Genomic DNA, 19,037 nt, shown 5'->3' with positions numbered 1-19,037 from the left:
ATACGAAACGCCCCGTGCGGCCTTGCGCCGCCCGGGGCGTTTTTTCATGCGCCATTCATTCGGCCGCCTGCGCGCGGAACAGCCAGCGGCGCGCGGCAGGGCGAGGCGCCGGGCTGCGGCGGCGGAATTCCACCGCGATCCCGCGCCGCGGCGCATCGGCGACGAACGCGTCGAGCAGTTCGAGCACGTCGTGATCGATGTAGTCTGCGCGCGTTGCGTCGATGATCACGGCCGCGCGGTCGGGAATGTGCCGCAGGTGATGCTTGACCTGCACCTTGCCGAGGAACGAGACGTCCTTGCGGAACGAAAGCAGGAAGTGGTCGTCGTGCTGCGCGAGCGTGACGGGGCTCTTCAGGTTCGCGACGGCGACCGCCAGCACGCTGCACGCGAGGCCGACGGCAATGCCGAACAGCAGGTCGACCGCGAGCACGCCCGCGATCGTCGCGGCGAACGGCACGAATGCGGCCGGCCCCTGCTTCAGCACCGAGCGGAACAGCGCCGGTTTCGCGAGCTTGAAGCCCGTATGGATCAGGATCGCGGCCAGGCTTGCGAGCGGGATCAGGTTGATGAGCCCGGTGAGCGCGAACACGCTGGCAAGCAGCAGGATCCCGTGCACGATCGCCGACATCCGGCTTTGCGCACCCGCGTTCACGTTCACCGAGCTGCGCACGATCACGGACGTGATCGGCAGCCCGCCGAACGCACCCGCGACGAGATTGCCGACGCCCTGGGCCTTCAGTTCGCGATCGGGCTGCGTCGGCCGGCGCTTCGGGTCGATCTGCTCGACCGCCTCCAGGCTCAGCAGCGTCTCGAGGCTCGCGACGACCGCGAGCGTGATCGCGACGCGCCACACGTCCGGATTGACGAGCTGCGCGAAGTTCGGGCCGAGCTCCGCATGCTTGAGCGAGGCCGCGAACGCCGCGAACGATCCGAGCTCGGGCAGCGTCACGCGATGGGCCGCGCCCGGCGCAACGGCCGGCGCGACGAAGCCCAGCACGAGCGTCGCGCCGATGCCGAGCACGACGACCGCGAGCGGCGCGGGCACCGAGCGCACCAGCGCGAAGCGGCGCAGCGCGGGCGTGTCCCATGCGATCAGCAGCGCGAGCGACGCGAGCGCGATGGCCGTGGCAGCCCATGCGACCGGCAGGCCCGGCCAGTTCGCAAACGATTGCGCGGCCGAGCCGCCGATGCCGAACGCGAACGGAATCTGCTTCACGATCAGCAGCAGGCCGATCGCGGCGAGCATGCCCTTGATGACGGGCGACGGCACGTAGGCGGCGAAGCGGCCGGCGCGAAGCATGCCGAACCCGAACTGCAGCACGCCGGACAGCAGCACCGCGAGCAGGAACGCGGAGAAGCTGCCGAGTTGCGCGATCCCTTCGACGACGATCACGACGAGGCCGGCGGCTGGCCCGCTGACGGATAGCGACGAGCCGCTCAGCAGCGCGACGACGATGCCGCCGACGATGCCGGACACGAGCCCGGCGAACGGTTCGACGCCGGAGGCGTTGGCGATGCCGAGACAGAGCGGCAGCGCGACGAGGAAAACGACGATGCCGGCGACGATGTCGCGCGGCAGGGTGGACAGGCGCTCGTTCAGTTTCATGGTTGGGGCGGTTTCGTGGGCGTTGGGGCGGGGGGATGAATCAGCCGAGCGCGGCGGCGGTCGTGGCCAGCGCGGGTTCGACGTCGACGGGCGGTGCCGCGTAGCCGGAATCGAGCTCCAGCAGGCGACCGTCGGCGAGCGAGAATATCCAGCCGTGCACGAGCGGCGGCCGTTCGCGGTCGCGCACGATCGGCGATGCGCGCAGCAGTCGCACCTGCTCGAGCACGTTCAGCTCGGCGAGGCGGTCGGCGGCGGCCGTGTCGTCGAGCCCGTCGAGCGTGTCGCGATGGCGCCGCGCGAGCGCGCAGAGCGGCGCGATGCGGCGCGCGACGTGCGGCAGGTCGGCCGGCGGCGGCAGCAGCGACGCGCGCACGCCGCCGCAGCCGTAGTGGCCGCACACGATCACGTGGTCGACCTTCAGCACGCGCACCGCGTACTCGAGCACGCTGGCGGAATTGTCGTCGTCGGGATGGAACAGGTTCGCGATGTTGCGATGGACAAACAGTTCGCCGGGCGCGCAGTGCGTGATGGTTTCGGCCGGCACACGGCTGTCTGCGCAGCCGATCCACAGCACGCGCGGGTTCTGGCCACGCGCGAGCGCGTCGAAGAAACCGGGCGTGTGTTCACGCGTCTCGCGGGCCCAGGCAATGTTGGCAACCAGCATGCTCTTGGGGCGATTCATGAGGACTCCTTTCTGACAACGGCAAATAAATATCGACGAAATGACGCAACTCCATTCTTTCTAAATTGAAAGGTTGGATTTGGACTGATATTAGGGGTATGCCCTAGCGCTCCGGGGGCATTGAAACAAATTGTTTCAAATTGATTTGGCGCAGTGCATTGCGTGCACCAACCCGACGCATGACATGCATCGCGTATGCCGGTTTCTGCGCAGAGGGCCGCATGACGGGGCGTTCAGCGGATTGCCATCGGGATGTCATTGACCGGAAAAGTTTTCCGCCATATTCCGTGCATTGAATAATGTGGCGGAAAAAACGAAATGGCCATTCACGCAATAATTCGTGAATGGCCATTGCGAAAATTGCGCGTAAATGCGCAATCGGTCAGAACAGATTACGGCGATCGGGATCGTGCAGCGGGTCCGGTGTTTTCTGCGTGGTGCGCAGGATGCCCTGCGGATCGAAATAGAAGCTGTACATCATGTACCAGACGTTGTCCTCGAGATACCGGTACGTCCACACCTCGCGCTTCATCAGCGGGAAGTAGGACGTCTCGACCGGGCGGCCGAAATTGACGAGCACGTCGGTCTTCGTCCACTTGCCGATCTCCGCGCGATAGAACTCGCTCGGCTGCAGCACCTGGCGCACGTTGACGATCCTGTGGGCTGCGTCGACGTCGGCCGCGATCGTGATTTCGCCCATCGGCTGGGTCGGCCACATCAGCCGCTTGCCGCCGCCGGGCAGGTCGTAGATCTCGCGCGGCGGACCCATGCGCGCGACGATCGCCGACTCGTCCTGGCCGGCCTGGTATTGCTGCCACGGTTGCGCGCAACCGGCCAGCAGTGCGGCGGCACCGGCGACCAGCACCGGCAGGCGCGCGGGAATACGAATGCGCATGGGATCCTCCAGAACACGGAAACAGGCCCCGTTGTATCACGGACGGCGCGCGCCGGTGCATCGCGCGGAAAAAATCGGTGCGGATCGGCGGCGTGGCGAGGCTTGCGGGCGGCGGGCGCGCCGGCCTATGATCCGCGCTTCTCGGGCAGATCGAAGGGCAGGTGGCCGATGCAGGGATGGAAATGGTGCGCGCTCGCGTTGAGCGCAGGATGGATGCTGGTGTCGTCCGCGTTTGCCGGCGGCGAGCCGGTGCGGATCGCGCTTATCGAGGGGATGTCGGGCCCGTTCGCGAACGCGGGCGCGGCGGTCGAGCGCAACCTGCGCTTCGGCGTCGAGCAGGTCAACGCGGCGGGCGGCGTGAAGCTGCGCGACGGCGCGCACCCGCTCGAACTCGTCGTGCTCGACAGCAAGGGCAGTCCGGAGGAGGCGCTCGTGCAACTGCGCGCGGCCGCGGACCGCCATATCGGCTTCGTTGCGCAAGGCAACAGTTCGGCCGTCGCGGCCGCGCTCGTCGCGGCGCTCGACAAGCTGAACGCGCGCGACCCGGACAACCGGATGCTGTTGCTGAACTATTCGGCCGACGATCCCGCGCTCACCGGCGCGCGCTGCAGCTTCTGGCATTTCCGCTTCGATGCGCACGCGGGCATGCGGATGGCCGCGCTCGCGGACGTGATGGCGCGCGACCGCGCGCTGCGCAAGGTCTATCTGCTGAACCAGGACTATAGCTTCGGTCACGACGTCAGCACGCTCGCGCGGCAGGCGCTGGCCGCGCGGCGCCCGGACGTGACGATCGCCGGCGACGAATTCCACCCGATCGGCCGCATCAAGGATTTCTCGCCGTACATCGCGAAAATCCGCGCGAGCGGCGCGGATGCCGTCGTGACCGGCAACTGGGGCAACGACCTCACGCTGCTCGTGAAGGCGGCGCGCGAGCAGGGGCTGAACGCGAAGTTCTATACGTTCTACGGCAACAGTCTCGGCGCGCCGGCCGCCCTGGGCGATGCCGGGGTCGGGCGCGTCGTGGCCGTGGCCGACTGGCACCCGAACGCGGACGGCGCGAAATCCGACGCGTTCTACCGCACGTTCCGGACCCGATTCCCGGCCGCGCAGGACGACTATCCGGTGCGGCGGATGAGCCTGATGATCGAGATGCTGGCCGCGGCGATGAACCGGGCGGGGTCGGCCGACCCCGTGGCGGTCGCGCGGTCGCTCGAGGGCCTGTCGTTCGACGACGGTTTCCATGCGTCGCGGATGCGCGCGCAGGATCACCAGCTGATCCAGCCCCTTTACGTGATGGAGATGGACAAGGCCGGCACGCCGGGCGTGCGCTTCGACAACGAGGGGTCGGGCTATGGCTTTCGGACGGTGCTGGCGGTGCCAGCGCAGCGCACGGAGATGCCGTCGGCGTGCTCGATGACGCGTCCGTGACAGGAGGCGGTAAGAACGGCGGGGAGTTGTGCTACAATGCCCGCCGGTTGTAAGTCACGGCACGGCCATTCTTCCGTGTCCGCCTGTTCAGTTAGAAAGGAAATCACATGTCTGTTGCAGATATCAAGAAGTCGGAAGTCGTTGCTCAGTTCGCCCGCGGTACCAACGACACGGGTTCGCCCGAAGTCCAGGTCGCACTGCTGACCGCACGTATCGTCGAACTGACGGGTCACTTCAAGACCCACGCGAAGGACCACCACAGCCGCCGCGGCCTGCTGCGCATGGTGAGCCGCCGCCGCAAGCTGCTCGACTACCTCAAGGGCAAGGATGCCGACCGTTACCGCGCGCTGATCGAGAAGCTGGGTCTGCGTAAGTAATCGAGGCGATTGCCGCCAGCAAGATGCCTGTGTCAGTCCGCTGATGCAGGCATTTTGTTTTTGCGCGGTGCGTAGCGTCACGCGCACCGCAGGTTGTCCGGCACGAGAGTGCCGGCTGCCGGAACGGCTGATACCGGGGTCGGGATTTGTGTCATTCCAGCGCGTCGCTCGACGAGCGCCGCGCTGGAATGGCATAAAAAACACACCTTGCTCCGGGTGATTCGGTCGGGACGCCGCCGCACGGGATGACCCGGGCGGCGAATGAAATGAATGAATTCAAAGGAGCAACCATGTCCATGTTCAACAAGGTCGTGAAGGAATTCCAGTGGGGCCAGCACAAGGTGCGCCTCGAAACCGGTGAAGTCGCTCGCCAGGCGAGCGGTGCCGTGATCGTCGACGTGGAAGACACCGTCGTGCTGGCAACCGTCGTCGGCGCGAAGTCGGCAAAGCCGGGCCAGGATTTCTTCCCGCTGACCGTCGACTACCTCGAAAAGACCTACTCGGCCGGCAAGATCCCGGGCGGCTTCTTCCGTCGCGAAGGCCGTCCGTCGGAACACGAGACGCTGACGTCGCGCCTGATCGACCGTCCGCTGCGCCCGCTGTTCCCGGAAGGCTTCTACAACGAAGTGCAGGTTGTGATCCACGTGCTGTCCGTGAACCCGGAAATCCCGGCGGACATCCCCGCGCTGATCGGTGCATCGGCTGCGCTCGCCGTGTCGGGCCTGCCGTTCAACGGTCCGGTCGGTGCCGCGCGCGTCGCGTACATCGACAACGCATACGTGCTGAACCCGACGCGTGACCAGATCAAGGCATCGAGCCTCGATCTCGTCGTCGCCGGCACGGAGCGCGCGGTGCTGATGGTCGAATCGGAAGCCGACCAGTTGCCGGAAGACGTGATGCTGGGCGCGGTCGTGTTCGGTCACGAGCAGATGCAGACGGCGATCGACGCGATCCACGAACTCGTGCGCGAAGGTGGCAAGCCCGAGTGGGACTGGCAGCCGGCACCGAAGAACGAGGCGCTGATCGCGCGCGTGACGGAACTGGCGCACGGCGACCTGCTCGCCGCTTACCAGCTGCGCGACAAGCAGGCGCGTTCGACGAAGCTGAAGGAAGTCTACGCGGCGACCTCGGCGAAGCTCGAGGAAGACGCGCTGGCGGCCGGCACGGTCGCGGCCGACAAGGCTACCGTCGGCAACATCCTGTTCGACATCGAAGCGAAGATCGTCCGTTCGCAGATCCTGAACGGCGAGCCGCGCATCGACGGTCGCGACACGCGCACCGTGCGTCCGATCGAGATCCGCACCGGCGTGCTGCCGCGCACCCACGGTTCGGCGTTGTTCACGCGTGGCGAAACGCAGGCGCTCGTCGTCGCGACGCTCGGCACGAAGGGTGACGAGCAGATCATCGACGCGCTCGAAGGCGAATACCGCGAGCGCTTCATGCTCCACTACAACATGCCTCCGTTCGCGACCGGCGAAACGGGGCGCGTCGGCTCGCCGAAGCGTCGTGAAATCGGCCACGGCCGTCTCGCGAAGCGCGCGCTGGTCAAGTGCCTGCCGAGCGCCGACGAATTCGGCTACTCGATCCGCGTCGTGTCGGAAATCACCGAATCGAACGGTTCGTCGTCGATGGCATCGGTGTGCGGCGGCTGCCTCGCGCTGATGGACGCCGGCGTGCCGATGAAGGCGCACGTCGCGGGTATCGCGATGGGCCTGATCCTCGAAGGCAACAAGTTCGCGGTGCTGACCGACATCCTCGGCGACGAGGATCACCTCGGCGACATGGACTTCAAGGTAGCCGGCACGGAGCAAGGCGTGACGGCGCTGCAGATGGACATCAAGATCCAGGGCATCACGAAGGAAATCATGCAGGTCGCGCTCGCGCAGGCGAAGGAAGGCCGCATGCACATCCTCGGCAAGATGACGTCGGCGGTCTCGGGTGCGAACACGCAACTGTCGGAATTCGCGCCGCGCATGATCACGATCAAGATCAACCCGGAAAAGATCCGCGACGTGATCGGCAAGGGTGGTTCGGTGATCCGCGCGCTGACGGAAGAAACGGGCACGACCATCGACATCTCGGATGACGGCGTCGTGACGATCGCGAGCACGAGCAGCGAAGGCATGGCCGAAGCGAAGAAGCGCATCGAGAACATCACGGCCGAGATCGAAGTCGGCCAGGTGTACGAAGGCACGGTGCTCAAGCTGCTCGATTTCGGCGCGATCGTGAACCTGCTGCCGGGCAAGGACGGCCTGCTGCACATCTCGGAAATCGTCAACGAGCGCGTGAAGGACATCAACGACTACCTGAAGGAAGGTCAGCAGGTGAAGGTCAAGGTGATCCAGACGGACGAGAAGGGTCGCGTGCGTCTGTCGGCGAAGGCGCTGCTGAACGAAGCAGCGGCAGCGTCGCAGTCGGATACGCCGCCGCAGCAGTAAGCGGACGGGCGTAAGAGCGGCCGGCAGTGCGAAAGCGTGCCGGCCGTTTTTTCTGTAGCATCGTTGTGCGGCGCAGCAGCGCCGGCGAGGCGCCCGTGCCGCGCACGGGTGCGCCCCCGACTGATCCTGGAGCGACCACCATGAAAGCCATCGAAATCACCGAATTCGGCGCCCCCGACGTGCTGAAGCTCGCGGAGCGTCCGCGCCCCGAACCGAAGCGCGGCGAAGTGCTGATCAAGGTGGCGGCTTCCGGCGTGAACCGGCCGGACGTATTCCAGCGCAAGGGCGCGTATGCGCCGCCGCCGGGTGCGTCGGATCTGCCGGGCCTCGAGGTCGCGGGCGAGATTGTCGGCGGTGACCTGTCGGATGCGGCACTGAACCCGTTCGGCCTGAAGATGGGCGATCGCGTCTGCGCGCTGCTCGCGGGCGGCGGTTACGCCGAATATGCGGTCGCGCCGCTGCCGCAATGCCTGCCGGTGCCCGACGGGCTGACTGACATCGAGGCCGCATCGCTGCCCGAAACCTTCTTCACGGTGTGGAGCAACGTGTTCGACCGCGCGCTGCTCGGTGCGGGCGAGGGCGGCGAGCAGGAAACGCTGCTCGTGCAGGGCGGCTCGAGCGGGATCGGCGTGACGGCGATCCAGATCGCGCACGCGCTCGGCTTTCGTGTCTTCGCGACGGCGGGGAGTGCCGATAAATGCCGTGCCTGCGAGGCGCTCGGCGCCGAGCGTGCGATCAACTACAAGACCGAAGACTTCGTCGAGGTCGTCAAGTCGCTGACGCACGATCGCGGCGTCGACGTGATCCTCGACATGGTCGCGGGCTCGTACGTGCCGCGCGAACTGTCCGCGCTCGCGGATGGCGGCCGCCTCGTGCTGATCGCGCTGCTCGGCGGCGCGAAGGCCGAGGTCAACCTGAATGAAATCCTGCGCCGCCGGTTGACGGTGACGGGCTCGACGCTGCGTCCGCGGCCGGTCGAGTTCAAGGCGCGCATCGCAGCGCAGCTGAAGGCGCGTGTCTGGCCGCTGCTCGCGGACGGCCGCATCAAACCCGTCATCTACCGCGTGCTGCCGGCAGGGGAGGCCGCCCAGGCGCATGCGCTGATGGAAAGCGGCGAGCACATCGGCAAGATCGTGCTCGATTGGGGTGCGAACGCGTGACGGCCCGTGCGACGGGCTTGACATGTGTGGTTTGACCGGTTCAAGCCGCGCGCAGTAAAATCGCGGGTTTGCTTCGCCAGATCCAACCTGACGGGCCGGTTTCCGGTGCGTTAATGACAAGATAGTGACGAGACAGACACGATGTCGAAACAACGAACGAAGCGAGTGATCGGCAACTGGAAGATGCACGGCCGGCTGGCCGGCAACCAGGCATTGCTGAACGAAGTGATGCAGGGCGCGGGTGCGGTGCCGGCCGAAACGTCGGTCGGCGTGTGCGTGCCGTTCCCGTACCTCGCGCAGGTTCAGGCGCAGCTCGGCGGCGGCCGTGTCGCGTTCGGCGCGCAGGACGTGTCCGCGCACGAGCAGGGCGCGTTCACCGGTGAAGTGGCGGCCGCGATGGTGGCGGAGTTCGGCGCGCGGTATGCGATCGTCGGTCACTCGGAGCGTCGCGCGTATCACGGCGAGCGCAACGAAACCGTCGCCGCGAAGACGCAACGCGCGCTTGCGGCGGGCCTCACGCCCGTCGTGTGCGTCGGTGAAACGCTCGACGAGCGCGAAGCGGGCGCGACCGAGCAGGTAGTCGGTGCGCAGCTCGACGCCGTGCTGGCCGTGCTGACGGCTGACGAAGCCGCCCGCATCGTCGTCGCATACGAGCCGGTCTGGGCGATCGGCACGGGCAAGAGCGCGACGTCGGCGCAGGCGCAGGACGTGCACGCATTCCTGCGGGCGCGTCTCGCGGCGAAGGGGGCGGCGGACGTATCGGTGCTGTACGGCGGCAGCGTGAAGCCGGACAACGCGGAAGAGCTGTTCGCGCAGCCCGACATCGACGGCGGCCTGATCGGCGGCGCGTCGCTGAAGGCGGAAGATTTCCTGGCGATCTGCCGGGCCGCACGTTGAGCGGTCCGGGATCGAATTGAACCATGATGGCGGCCGGTTGGTCCGGTTGCCTGATCCAATCGGGTGGGTGTGATGCTGTTATTCAAGACGCTGATTATTGTCGTGCAGGTGCTGTCTGCACTCGGTGTGATCGGACTCGTGCTGCTGCAGCACGGCAAGGGTGCGGACATGGGCGCTGCATTCGGCAGCGGCGCGTCGGGCAGCCTGTTCGGTGCAACGGGCTCCGCCAACTTCCTGTCGCGCACGACGGGCATTCTCGCGACGATCTTCTTCGTCGCGACGCTCGCGCTGACGTACCTCGGTTCGTACAAGTCGACACCGTCGGCGGGCGTGCTCGGTGCCGCCGCGACCGCGCCGGCATCGACGCCCGCAGCGTCGGCGCCGGCCGTCGCGGCGTCCGCTGCCGCAGGTTCGGCAGCAAGCGCGCCTGGTCAGGATGTCCCGAAATAAAAGGTCAAAATTTTTGCGTTTGTGCGTTGAACAAATCTGGAACTCGGGTTAGAATTTAATTCTTGAAGCGATTCGCGGGAAACAAGCAGCACAACCCGAGTTGCATGCAGTGCCGACGTGGTGAAATTGGTAGACACGCTATCTTGAGGGGGTAGTGGCGAAAGCTGTGCGAGTTCGAGTCTCGCCGTCGGCACCAAAGTTACTCAATGCCAGCCGCTTCTAGTGGCTGGCATTTTTCATTTCTGGGGTGTGCCTTGCGATTGTCTTGTGATCGCGAGCACTCCGAAATGATTCCTTCCGCCGGAAGTGGTATTCTCCGGACGCTCAGAACCAACCGATAGAGGATTGCCTTGAACCTCGCAGCCTATTACCCCGTCTTGTTGTTCCTCCTCGTGGGCACTGGTTTAGGTATAGCGCTGGTCAGCATCGGCAAGCTCCTTGGTCCCAACAAGCCGGACGTCGAGAAGAACGCACCGTACGAGTGCGGCTTCGAAGCCTTTGAAGACGCCCGGATGAAATTCGACGTCCGGTACTACCTCGTCGCCATCCTGTTCATCATCTTCGATCTCGAAACCGCATTCCTGTTTCCGTGGGGCGTCGCGCTCCGGGACATCGGCTGGCCGGGTTTCATCGCAATGATGATTTTTCTGCTCGAATTCCTGCTGGGCTTTGCCTATATCTGGAAGAAAGGCGGCCTCGACTGGGAGTGATGGGTTAATCGCCGGTTTGCATGGGCGGCCACGCTGGGCCGCTCGTCTGGAGTGGAAAGCAAATGAGTATCGAAGGGGTCTTGAAGGAAGGGTTTGTCACCACGACGGCTGACAAGCTGATCAACTGGACGCGTACCGGCTCGCTGTGGCCGATGACGTTCGGGCTCGCGTGTTGCGCCGTCGAGATGATGCATGCGGGCGCGGCCCGTTATGACCTGGACCGGTTCGGGGTCGTGTTCCGTCCGAGCCCGCGTCAATCGGACGTGATGATCGTCGCCGGCACACTGTGCAACAAGATGGCGCCCGCACTGCGCCGCGTGTACGACCAGATGGCCGAGCCGCGCTGGGTGATCTCGATGGGGTCGTGCGCGAACGGTGGCGGTTACTACCACTACTCGTACTCGGTGGTTCGCGGTTGCGACCGGATCGTGCCGGTCGACGTCTACGTACCGGGCTGTCCGCCCACGGCCGAGGCGCTGGTCTACGGCGTGATCCAGCTTCAGGCGAAGATCCGCCGCACCAACACCATCGCCCGTCAATAAAGTCCCGAGCGTCCCCTCAATATGGCAAGCAAAATCGAGACCCTCAAGGCAAACCTCGAAGCAGCGCTCGGCGCGCGCGTGGTGAGCCTCACCGAAGCGATCGGTGAACTGACGCTCGTCGTGAAGGCGAGCGATTACCTCGAAGTCGCAAAGATGCTGCGCGACGATCCGAAGCTCCGTTTCGAGCAACTGATCGACCTCTGCGGCGTCGATTACCAGACCTACGGCGACGGCGCCTACGACGGCCCGCGTTTCGCGGCCGTGTCGCAGCTGCTATCGGTCACGAACAACTGGCGCCTGCGTCTGCGCGTGTTCGCTCCGGACGACGATCTGCCGATCGTGGCATCGCTCGTCGACATCTGGGCCTCCGCAAACTGGTACGAGCGCGAGGCGTTCGACCTGTACGGCCTCGTGTTCGAGGGTCACCCCGATCTGCGCCGCATCCTCACCGACTACGGCTTCATCGGCCATCCGTTCCGCAAGGACTTCCCGGTGTCGGGGTATGTCGAAATGCGTTACGACCCGGAAGAGAAGCGGGTCGTCTACCAGCCGGTGACGATCGAGCCGCGCGAAATCACGCCGCGCGTGATCCGCGAGGATCGCTATGGCGGTCTGAAACATTAAGGGGGCGTCATGGCAGAAATCAAGAACTACACCCTCAACTTCGGCCCGCAGCACCCGGCAGCGCACGGCGTGCTGCGCCTTGTGCTCGAGCTCGACGGCGAAGTCATCCAGCGCGCCGATCCGCACATCGGCTTGCTGCATCGCGCGACTGAAAAGCTCGCGGAAAGCAAGACCTTCATCCAGTCCGTGCCGTACATGGACCGTCTCGACTACGTGTCGATGATGGTCAACGAGCACGGCTACGTGCTCGCAATCGAGCGTCTGCTCGGCATCGACGTGCCTGAGCGCGCGCAGTACATCCGCGTGCTGTTCGACGAGATCACGCGCGTGCTGAACCACCTGATGTGGATCGGCGCGCACGCACTCGACGTCGGCGCGATGGCGGTGTTCCTGTACGCATTCCGCGAGCGCGAAGACCTGATGGACGTGTACGAAGCGGTGTCCGGTGCCCGGATGCACGCGGCGTACTACCGTCCGGGCGGCGTCTACCGCGACCTGCCTGACGCAATGCCGCAATACAAGGCGTCGAAGATTCGCAACGAGAAGGCGCTCGCGAAGATGAACGAAGCGCGCAGCGGCTCGGTGCTCGACTTCATCGACGACTTCTTCACGCGCTTCCCGAAGTGCGTCGACGAATACGAAACGCTGCTGACCGACAACCGGATCTGGAAACAGCGTCTGGTCGGGATCGGCGTCGTCAGCCCGGAGCGTGCGCTTCAGATGGGCCTGACGGGTCCGATGCTGCGCGGCTCGGGTATCGCGTGGGACCTGCGCAAGAAGCAGCCGTACGAAGTGTACGACCGCATGGATTTCGACGTGCCGGTCGGCGTGAACGGCGATTGCTACGACCGCTATCTGGTGCGCGTCGAGGAAATGCGCCAGTCGATCCGCATCGCGAAACAGTGTATTGAGTGGCTCCGCAAGAATCCGGGCCCGGTGATGACGGACAATCACAAGGTTGCACCGCCGTCGCGCGTCGGCATGAAGACCAACATGGAAGACTTGATTCACCACTTCAAGCTCTTCACCGAAGGTTTTCACGTGCCGGAAGGCGAAGCGTACGCGGCGGTCGAGCATCCGAAGGGTGAATTCGGCATCTACCTCGTGTCGGACGGTGCCAACAAGCCGTATCGCCTCAAGATCCGCGCACCGGGCTTCGCGCACCTCGCGTCGCTCGACGAAATGGCGCGCGGCCACATGATTGCCGACGCCGTCACGATCATCGGTACGCAGGACATCGTGTTCGGCGAGATCGATCGCTAATGGTTGCGCCGCCTGCGCGAGCGGGCGGCGAGCAGTAAGTCACACGCGATGCGCGCTGAACCGGCGCGGCTTCGCAAGCTGTCAACAGTGAGCGCCAGGTCTGCCGTCCTTGCACAGCAGTGCGGCAGGTTGTTCGTTCGGTAGGAATTGAAAGAGTCGTGTCTGAAAATGATCTCAGCTGAAGGCCTGAAGGAAATCGATCGAGCGTTGACGAAGTATCCCGCCGATCAGAAACAGTCCGCCGTGATGTCGGCGTTGGCCGTTGCTCAGGAAGAGCACGGCTGGCTGTCGCCCGAACTGATGCAGTTCGTCGCGGACTATCTCGGCATGCCGGCCGTTGCCGTGCAGGAAGTCGCGACGTTCTACACGATGTACGAGCTCAAACCGGTCGGCAAGCACAAGATCACGCTCTGCACGAACCTGCCGTGCCAGCTTGGCCCGCACGGCGGCGCGGAAGCGACTGCCGACTACCTGAAACAGAAGCTGGGCATCGGCTTCGGCGAGACCACGCCCGACGGCAAGTTCACGCTGAAGGAAGGCGAATGCATGGGCTCTTGCGGTGATGCGCCGGTGCTGCTGGTGAACAATCACAGAATGTGCAGCTTCATGAGCCGCGAGAAGATCGACCAGCTGCTTGAGGAGCTCTCGAAATGACGTCCCTCCACGACCGTCACATCAAACCGCTGATCCTCGCTGGTCTGAACGGCGAGAACTGGCATCTCGAAGACTACGTCGCGCGCGGCGGCTACAAGCAGCTGCGCCGCATTCTCGAAGAAAAGATTCCGCCGGAGCAGGTGATCGCCGACGTGAAGGCGTCGGGCCTGCGTGGCCGTGGCGGTGCGGGCTTCCCGACCGGCCTGAAGTGGAGCTTCATGCCGCGCCAGTTCCCGGGGCAGAAGTACCTCGTCTGCAACTCGGACGAAGGCGAACCGGGCACGTTCAAGGATCGCGACATCCTGCGCTGGAACCCGCATGCACTGATCGAAGGCATGGCCATCGGCGCGTACGCGATGGGCATCACCGTCGGCTACAACTACATCCACGGGGAAATCTTCGAAGTGTATCGACGCTTCGAGGCCGCGCTCGATGAAGCGCGTGCCGCGGGTTTCCTCGGCGACAACATCATGGGCTCGGAATTCTCGTTCCAGCTGCACGCGCACCACGGTTACGGCGCGTACATCTGCGGCGAGGAAACGGCGCTGCTCGAGTCGCTCGAAGGCAAGAAGGGCCAGCCGCGCTTCAAGCCGCCGTTCCCGGCGAGCTTCGGCGTGTACGGCAAGCCGACCACGATCAACAACACCGAGACGTTCGCGGCGGTGCCGTTCCTGCTGTCCATCGGGCCGCAGAATTACCTCGAGATCGGCAAGCCGAACAATGGCGGCACGAAGATCTTCTCGGTGTCGGGTGACGTCGAGCGTCCGGGCAACTATGAAGTGCCGCTCGGCACGCCGTTCGCGACGCTGATGGAGCTCGCCGGCGGGATGCGCGGCGGTCGCAAGATCAAGGCCGTGATTCCGGGCGGTTCGTCGGCACCGGTGATCCCGGGCGACATCATGATGCAGACCGATCTCGATTACGACTCGATCGCGAAGGCGGGCTCGATGCTCGGCTCCGGCGCGGTGATCGTGATGGACGAGACGCGTTGCATGGTGCGTTCGCTGTTGCGCCTGTCGTACTTCTACTACGAGGAATCGTGCGGCCAGTGCACGCCGTGCCGTGAAGGCACCGGCTGGCTGTATCGCGTCGTGAATCGTATCGAGCACGGCGAAGGCCGCCAGGAAGATCTGGACCTGCTGAACTCGGTTGCCGAGAACATCATGGGCCGCACGATCTGCGCGCTCGGCGATGCGGCGGCGATGCCGGTACGCGGGATGCTGAAGCATTACTGGGACGAATTCGCGTACCACGTCGAGCATAAGCACTGCATGGTCGGCGGCCACGCGCACGCGGCGGCGGCCTGAAGCGAAGCACCGGTTGCGGAATTTGAGCGCACGGTCGGGCGAAGGCGCGAACGGGCGGAAATAGGTTAAGGACCATTCACCATCATGGTTGAACTTGAAATAGACGGCAAGAAGGTCGAGGTGCCCGAAGGCAGCATGGTGATCCAGGCTGCGCACAAGGCGGATACGTACATTCCTCACTTCTGCTATCACAAGAAACTGTCGGTCGCGGCCAACTGCCGGATGTGTCTCGTCGAAGTCGAGAAGATGCCGAAGGCCGTGCCTGCCTGCGCGACGCCCGTGTCGGCAGGCATGATCGTGCGCACGCAGTCCGACAAGGCCGTGAAGGCGCAGCAGTCGGTGATGGAATTTCTCCTCATCAACCATCCGCTCGACTGCCCGATCTGCGATCAGGGCGGCGAATGCCAGCTGCAGGATCTGGCGGTCGGTTACGGCAAGTCGTCGTCGCGCTACTCGGAAGAAAAGCGCGTGGTGTTCCACAAGAACGTGGGCCCGCTGATCTCGATGGAAGAAATGTCGCGCTGCATCCACTGCACGCGCTGCGTCCGCTTCGGCCAGGAAATCGCCGGCGTGATGGAGCTCGGCATGCTGGGTCGCGGCGAGCACTCGGAAATCACGACGTTCGTCGGCAAGACGGTCGACTCCGAGCTGTCGGGCAACATGATCGACCTGTGCCCGGTCGGCGCGCTGACCAGCAAGCCGTTCCGCTACAGCGCCCGTACGTGGGAACTGTCGCGCCGCAAGTCGGTGAGCCCGCACGATTCAGTCGGCGCGAACCTCGTCGTGCAGGTGAAGAACAACCGCGTGATGCGCGTGTTGCCGTTCGAGAACGAAGCGATCAACGAATGCTGGATCTCGGACAAGGATCGCTTCTCGTACGAAGGCCTGAACAGTGAAGAGCGCCTGACGAAGCCGATGCTGAAGCAGGGCGGCCAGTGGATCGAGACCGACTGGCAGACCGCGCTCGAATATGTCGCGAAGGGCCTGAAGGGCATCGCCGCGGATCACGGCGCGAACGCGCTGGCGATGCTCGCGAGCGCGCACAGCACCGCTGAAGAGCTGTTCCTCGTTAAGCAGCTTGCCAGCGAACTGAAAACGCCGAACGTCGACTTCCGTCTGCGGCAGCAGGATTTCTCGGCGCCGGTCCAGGGTGCACCGTGGCTCGGCATGCCGATCACCGATCTGTCGAGCGTGGATGCCGCGTTCGTCGTCGGTTCGTTCCTGCGCCGCGACCACCCGCTGTTCGCCGCACGCCTGCGCCAGGCCGCGAAGAACGGCGCGAAGCTGCACTTCCTGCACGCGACCGCCGACGACTCGCTGATCCCGACCGCGCAGCGCATCGTCGCCGCGCCGTCGGCATGGCTCGACGAGCTGGCCGGCATCGCTGCGGCCGTCGCGCAACTGCGCGGCGTCGCGCTGCCCGACACGCTCGCGGGTGTCACGGCATCGCCGGCTGCGCAAGCGGTCGCCCAGTCGCTCGCGAACGGCGAACGCCGCGCGGTGCTGCTCGGCAACGTCGCGGTCCGCCATCCGGAATTCGCGAAGCTGCACGCGGTCGCCCAGTGGATCGCCGATAACACCGGCGCGACGTTCGGCTTCCTCACGGAAGCGGCGAACACGGTCGGTGCGCACGTCGTCGGCGCGCTGCCGGGCGAAGGCGGCCTGAATGCACGCGAAGCGTTCGCACAGCCGCGCAAGGGCTACGTGCTGCTGAACGTCGAACCGGAATTCGACACGGCCGATCCGGCGCAGGCGCTTGCCGCGCTGAACCAGGCTGAAATGGTCGTCGTGATGTCGCCGTTCAAGCACGGCCTCGATTACGCCGACGTGCTGCTGCCGATCGCGCCGTTCACGGAAACGTCCGGCACGTTCGTCAACGCGGAAGGCACCGTGCAGAGCTTCAACGGCGTCGTGCGCCCGCTCGGCGACACGCGTCCGGCATGGAAGGTGCTGCGCGTGCTCGGCAGCCTGCTCGGCCTGCCGAACTTCGAATACGAGACGGCGGAAGAAGTGCGTCTCGCTGCGCTCGGCGACGCAGGCGTCGCGGGCCGCCTGTCGAACCAGACGTCGGTCGCTCCGGCGCGCGTCGCGGCGAATGCCGCGAATGGCGGCTTCGAGCGCCTGGCCGATGTGCCGATCTATCACGCCGACGTGCTGGTGCGCCGCGCAGGTGCGCTGCACCTGACGGCTGCCGCGAAGGCAGCGAATGCCGCAGCCCTGCCGGCCGCGCTGTTCGACAAGCTGGGCTTGAAGGAAGGCGACGCAGTGCGCGTGCGCCAGGGCGAGCGTGCGGTGCAGTTGCCGGCCGTGCGCGACGCGAATCTTGCGGAGACGGTCGTTCGCGTGTCGGCGGCGACGCCTGCCGGCGCAGCGCTCGGCAGCCTGTCCGGTGAACTGGTGGTGGAGAAGGCGTAAATGAGCTTGTTCGATACGATCAACGCGGGCGGAGCCCAGCTTCTCGGCGTCGCGTGGCCGACGGTGTGGGCCGTCGTGCGCATCCTCGTCGTCGCCGTCGTGATCCTGCTGTGCGTCGCGTACCTGATTCTGTGGGAACGCAAGCTGATCGGCTGGATGCACGTGCGTCTCGGCCCGAACCGCGTCGGCCCCGGCGGCCTGCTGCAACCGATCGCCGACGTGCTGAAGCTGCTGCTGAAGGAAGTGATTCAGCCGAGCGCCGCCAGCCGTTGGCTGTACCTGATCGCACCGGTCATGACCGTCGTGCCGGCGTTCGCTGTGTGGGCGGTGATCCCGTTCCAGGCCGAAGCCGTGCTCGCCAACGTGAACGCAGGCCTGCTGTATGCGATGGCGATCTCGTCGATCGGTGTGTACGCGGTGATTCTCGCCGGCTGGGCGTCGAACTCGAAGTACGCGTTTCTCGGCGCGATGCGCGCCGCGGCGCAGATGGTGTCGTACGAAATCTCGATGGGCTTCGCGCTGGTGCTCGTGCTGATGACGGCCGGCAGCCTGAACCTGTCGGAAATCGTCGGCTCGCAACAGCACGGCTTCTTCGCCGGCCACGGGGTGAACTTCCTGTCGTGGAACTGGCTGCCGCTGCTGCCGGCCTTCGTGGTCTACTTCGTGTCCGGCATCGCCGAAACGAACCGTCACCCGTTCGACGTGGTGGAAGGGGAGTCGGAGATCGTCGCAGGTCACATGATCGATTACTCGGGCATGGCGTTCGCGCTGTTCTTCCTCGCCGAGTACATCAACATGATCGTGATCTCGGCGCTGGCCGCGACGCTGTTCCTCGGCGGCTGGGACGCACCGTTCGAATTCCTGTCGTTCATTCCGGGCATCTTCTGGCTGGTGCTGAAGGTATTCGCGCTGCTGTCGGTGTTCATCTGGGTGCGCGCGACGTTCCCGCGCTACCGTTACGACCAGATCATGCGTCTGGGCTGGAAGGTGTTCCTGCCCGTCACGGTGATCTGGGTGGTCGTGGTCGGCTTCTGGATGATGTCGCCGCTCAACATCTGGGTGAAGTAAAGATCGGACGAAATCATGACGGCAATCCAACACTTCTTTAAGACCTTCTTCCTGACGGAGCTGCTCAAGGGGCTCGCGCTGACCGGTCGTTACACGTTCAAGCGCAAGTTCACCGTGCAGTTCCCGGAAGAAAAGACCCCGATTTCGCCGCGTTTCCGCGGGCTGCACGCGCTGCGCCGCTATGAAAACGGCGAAGAGCGCTGCATCGCGTGCAAACTCTGCGAGGCAGTGTGCCCCGCGATGGCGATCACGATCGAATCGGAAACGCGCGCGGACAACACGCGCCGCACGACGCGCTACGACATCGACCTGACGAAGTGCATCTTCTGTGGTTTCTGCGAGGAAAGCTGTCCGGTCGATTCGATCGTCGAGACGCAGATTCTCGAGTACCACGGCGAAAAGCGCGGCGACCTGTATTTCACGAAGGAAATGCTGCTCGCGGTGGGCGATCGCTACGAGAAGGACATCGCTGCGGCGAAGGCCGCCGACGCGCCGTATCGTTGATTGTGTTTGCAGTGCCG

The 19,037-nt window shown here is 65.0% G+C and carries 18 protein-coding genes and 1 tRNA gene; 16 read left to right on the top strand and 3 right to left on the bottom strand.

What is annotated here, in order from left to right; translation table 11 throughout:
• Positions 1-55: 55 nt before the first annotated feature.
• The 3 genes from BTE28158_RS17595 to BTE28158_RS17585 all read right to left on the bottom strand — a co-directional run bounded on the left by BTE28158_RS17595 (position 56) and on the right by BTE28158_RS17585 (position 3,183).
• Positions 56-1,606 carry a SulP family inorganic anion transporter gene (locus BTE28158_RS17595; protein ID WP_151051708.1) on the bottom strand — a complete coding sequence of 517 codons (1,551 nt, stop codon included), beginning with the start codon at positions 1,604-1,606 and terminating at the stop codon, positions 56-58.
• Between the two features lie 40 nt (positions 1,607-1,646).
• A complete protein-coding gene (locus tag BTE28158_RS17590; protein ID WP_059600424.1) occupies positions 1,647-2,288 on the bottom strand; it encodes a carbonic anhydrase in 642 nt (213 codons plus the stop codon).
• A 382-nt stretch (positions 2,289-2,670) separates the two neighbouring features.
• A complete protein-coding gene (locus BTE28158_RS17585) occupies positions 2,671-3,183 on the bottom strand; it encodes a hypothetical protein (RefSeq protein ID WP_124626871.1) in 513 nt (170 codons plus the stop codon).
• A gap of 168 nt (positions 3,184-3,351) precedes the next feature.
• On the opposite strand from BTE28158_RS17585, the gene BTE28158_RS17580 reads away from it, so the two are divergent.
• From BTE28158_RS17580 to nuoI, 16 genes are all read left to right on the top strand, one after another.
• Positions 3,352-4,611, top strand: a complete 1,260-nt coding sequence (locus BTE28158_RS17580; RefSeq protein WP_151049393.1) for a branched-chain amino acid ABC transporter substrate-binding protein — start codon at positions 3,352-3,354, stop codon at positions 4,609-4,611.
• A 107-nt stretch (positions 4,612-4,718) separates the two neighbouring features.
• The gene (gene rpsO, locus BTE28158_RS17575) at positions 4,719-4,988 is read left to right on the top strand and encodes a 30S ribosomal protein S15 (RefSeq protein WP_006398792.1); all 270 of its coding nucleotides are present in this window, start codon (positions 4,719-4,721) and stop codon (positions 4,986-4,988) included.
• 290 nt (positions 4,989-5,278) lie between these two features.
• Entirely contained in the window at positions 5,279-7,426 is a 2,148-nt protein-coding gene (gene pnp, locus BTE28158_RS17570) for a polyribonucleotide nucleotidyltransferase (protein WP_059600427.1), read from the top strand.
• A 140-nt stretch (positions 7,427-7,566) separates the two neighbouring features.
• Positions 7,567-8,586, top strand: coding sequence for an NAD(P)H-quinone oxidoreductase (locus BTE28158_RS17565; RefSeq protein ID WP_124626875.1), 1,020 nt, complete (start codon positions 7,567-7,569; stop codon positions 8,584-8,586).
• A 141-nt stretch (positions 8,587-8,727) separates the two neighbouring features.
• Positions 8,728-9,483 carry a triose-phosphate isomerase gene (tpiA, locus tag BTE28158_RS17560; protein ID WP_124903391.1) on the top strand — a complete coding sequence of 252 codons (756 nt, stop codon included), beginning with the start codon at positions 8,728-8,730 and terminating at the stop codon, positions 9,481-9,483.
• A gap of 72 nt (positions 9,484-9,555) precedes the next feature.
• Positions 9,556-9,933 carry a preprotein translocase subunit SecG gene (gene secG / locus BTE28158_RS17555; protein ID WP_124903393.1) on the top strand — a complete coding sequence of 126 codons (378 nt, stop codon included), beginning with the start codon at positions 9,556-9,558 and terminating at the stop codon, positions 9,931-9,933.
• A gap of 111 nt (positions 9,934-10,044) precedes the next feature.
• Positions 10,045-10,129 (top strand) — tRNA-Leu (locus BTE28158_RS17550).
• A 154-nt stretch (positions 10,130-10,283) separates the two neighbouring features.
• A complete protein-coding gene (locus BTE28158_RS17545; RefSeq protein ID WP_006398798.1) occupies positions 10,284-10,643 on the top strand; it encodes an NADH-quinone oxidoreductase subunit A in 360 nt (119 codons plus the stop codon).
• Between the two features lie 62 nt (positions 10,644-10,705).
• Positions 10,706-11,185 carry a NuoB/complex I 20 kDa subunit family protein gene (locus BTE28158_RS17540; RefSeq protein WP_006398799.1) on the top strand — a complete coding sequence of 160 codons (480 nt, stop codon included), beginning with the start codon at positions 10,706-10,708 and terminating at the stop codon, positions 11,183-11,185.
• A 21-nt stretch (positions 11,186-11,206) separates the two neighbouring features.
• Positions 11,207-11,809, top strand: a complete 603-nt coding sequence (locus BTE28158_RS17535) for an NADH-quinone oxidoreductase subunit C (RefSeq protein WP_059600431.1) — start codon at positions 11,207-11,209, stop codon at positions 11,807-11,809.
• A gap of 9 nt (positions 11,810-11,818) precedes the next feature.
• Entirely contained in the window at positions 11,819-13,072 is a 1,254-nt protein-coding gene (locus tag BTE28158_RS17530; protein ID WP_006750459.1) for an NADH-quinone oxidoreductase subunit D, read from the top strand.
• A gap of 168 nt (positions 13,073-13,240) precedes the next feature.
• The gene (nuoE, locus tag BTE28158_RS17525) at positions 13,241-13,726 is read left to right on the top strand and encodes an NADH-quinone oxidoreductase subunit NuoE (protein WP_006478266.1); all 486 of its coding nucleotides are present in this window, start codon (positions 13,241-13,243) and stop codon (positions 13,724-13,726) included.
• Positions 13,723-15,033 carry an NADH-quinone oxidoreductase subunit NuoF gene (nuoF, locus tag BTE28158_RS17520; protein ID WP_006756904.1) on the top strand — a complete coding sequence of 437 codons (1,311 nt, stop codon included), beginning with the start codon at positions 13,723-13,725 and terminating at the stop codon, positions 15,031-15,033. The genes nuoE and nuoF overlap by 4 nt, the downstream gene beginning before the upstream one ends.
• Positions 15,034-15,117: 84 nt before the next feature.
• Positions 15,118-17,448 (top strand): NADH-quinone oxidoreductase subunit NuoG, encoded by a 2,331-nt coding sequence (nuoG, locus tag BTE28158_RS17515; protein ID WP_059600432.1) that lies wholly within the window; start codon positions 15,118-15,120, stop codon positions 17,446-17,448.
• Entirely contained in the window at positions 17,449-18,516 is a 1,068-nt protein-coding gene (nuoH, locus tag BTE28158_RS17510) for an NADH-quinone oxidoreductase subunit NuoH (RefSeq protein WP_059533202.1), read from the top strand. It abuts the gene before it with no gap.
• Between the two features lie 15 nt (positions 18,517-18,531).
• Entirely contained in the window at positions 18,532-19,020 is a 489-nt protein-coding gene (gene nuoI, locus BTE28158_RS17505; RefSeq protein WP_009691265.1) for an NADH-quinone oxidoreductase subunit NuoI, read from the top strand.
• Positions 19,021-19,037: the final 17 nt, after the last annotated feature.

It is taken from the genome of Burkholderia diffusa, assembly GCF_902499115.1.
Taxonomy (GTDB): Bacteria; Pseudomonadota; Gammaproteobacteria; order Burkholderiales; family Burkholderiaceae; genus Burkholderia; species Burkholderia diffusa.
The sequence above is the reverse complement of the archived record's forward strand: the minus strand, read 5'-3'. Positions and strand labels throughout refer to the sequence as shown.

Excerpts from the sequence above, each read along its gene's own strand:
- BTE28158_RS17530 (WP_006750459.1), top strand. The coding sequence starts at position 11,819 with ATGGCAGAAATCAAGAACTACACCCTCAACTTCGGCCCGCAGCACCCG.
- BTE28158_RS17540 (WP_006398799.1), top strand. The coding sequence starts at position 10,706 with ATGAGTATCGAAGGGGTCTTGAAGGAAGGGTTTGTCACCACGACGGCT.
- nuoH (WP_059533202.1), top strand. The coding sequence starts at position 17,449 with ATGAGCTTGTTCGATACGATCAACGCGGGCGGAGCCCAGCTTCTCGGC.
- BTE28158_RS17590 (WP_059600424.1), bottom strand. The coding sequence starts at position 2,288 with ATGAATCGCCCCAAGAGCATGCTGGTTGCCAACATTGCCTGGGCCCGC.
- rpsO (WP_006398792.1), top strand. The coding sequence starts at position 4,719 with ATGTCTGTTGCAGATATCAAGAAGTCGGAAGTCGTTGCTCAGTTCGCC.
- nuoI (WP_009691265.1), top strand. The coding sequence starts at position 18,532 with ATGACGGCAATCCAACACTTCTTTAAGACCTTCTTCCTGACGGAGCTG.
- BTE28158_RS17535 (WP_059600431.1), top strand. The coding sequence starts at position 11,207 with ATGGCAAGCAAAATCGAGACCCTCAAGGCAAACCTCGAAGCAGCGCTC.
- pnp (WP_059600427.1), top strand. The coding sequence starts at position 5,279 with ATGTCCATGTTCAACAAGGTCGTGAAGGAATTCCAGTGGGGCCAGCAC.
- nuoG (WP_059600432.1), top strand. The coding sequence starts at position 15,118 with ATGGTTGAACTTGAAATAGACGGCAAGAAGGTCGAGGTGCCCGAAGGC.
- BTE28158_RS17565 (WP_124626875.1), top strand. The coding sequence starts at position 7,567 with ATGAAAGCCATCGAAATCACCGAATTCGGCGCCCCCGACGTGCTGAAG.
- nuoF (WP_006756904.1), top strand. The coding sequence starts at position 13,723 with ATGACGTCCCTCCACGACCGTCACATCAAACCGCTGATCCTCGCTGGT.
- BTE28158_RS17585 (WP_124626871.1), bottom strand. The coding sequence starts at position 3,183 with ATGCGCATTCGTATTCCCGCGCGCCTGCCGGTGCTGGTCGCCGGTGCC.
- BTE28158_RS17580 (WP_151049393.1), top strand. The coding sequence starts at position 3,352 with ATGCAGGGATGGAAATGGTGCGCGCTCGCGTTGAGCGCAGGATGGATG.
- nuoE (WP_006478266.1), top strand. The coding sequence starts at position 13,241 with ATGATCTCAGCTGAAGGCCTGAAGGAAATCGATCGAGCGTTGACGAAG.
- BTE28158_RS17595 (WP_151051708.1), bottom strand. The coding sequence starts at position 1,606 with ATGAAACTGAACGAGCGCCTGTCCACCCTGCCGCGCGACATCGTCGCC.
- secG (WP_124903393.1), top strand. The coding sequence starts at position 9,556 with ATGCTGTTATTCAAGACGCTGATTATTGTCGTGCAGGTGCTGTCTGCA.
- tpiA (WP_124903391.1), top strand. The coding sequence starts at position 8,728 with ATGTCGAAACAACGAACGAAGCGAGTGATCGGCAACTGGAAGATGCAC.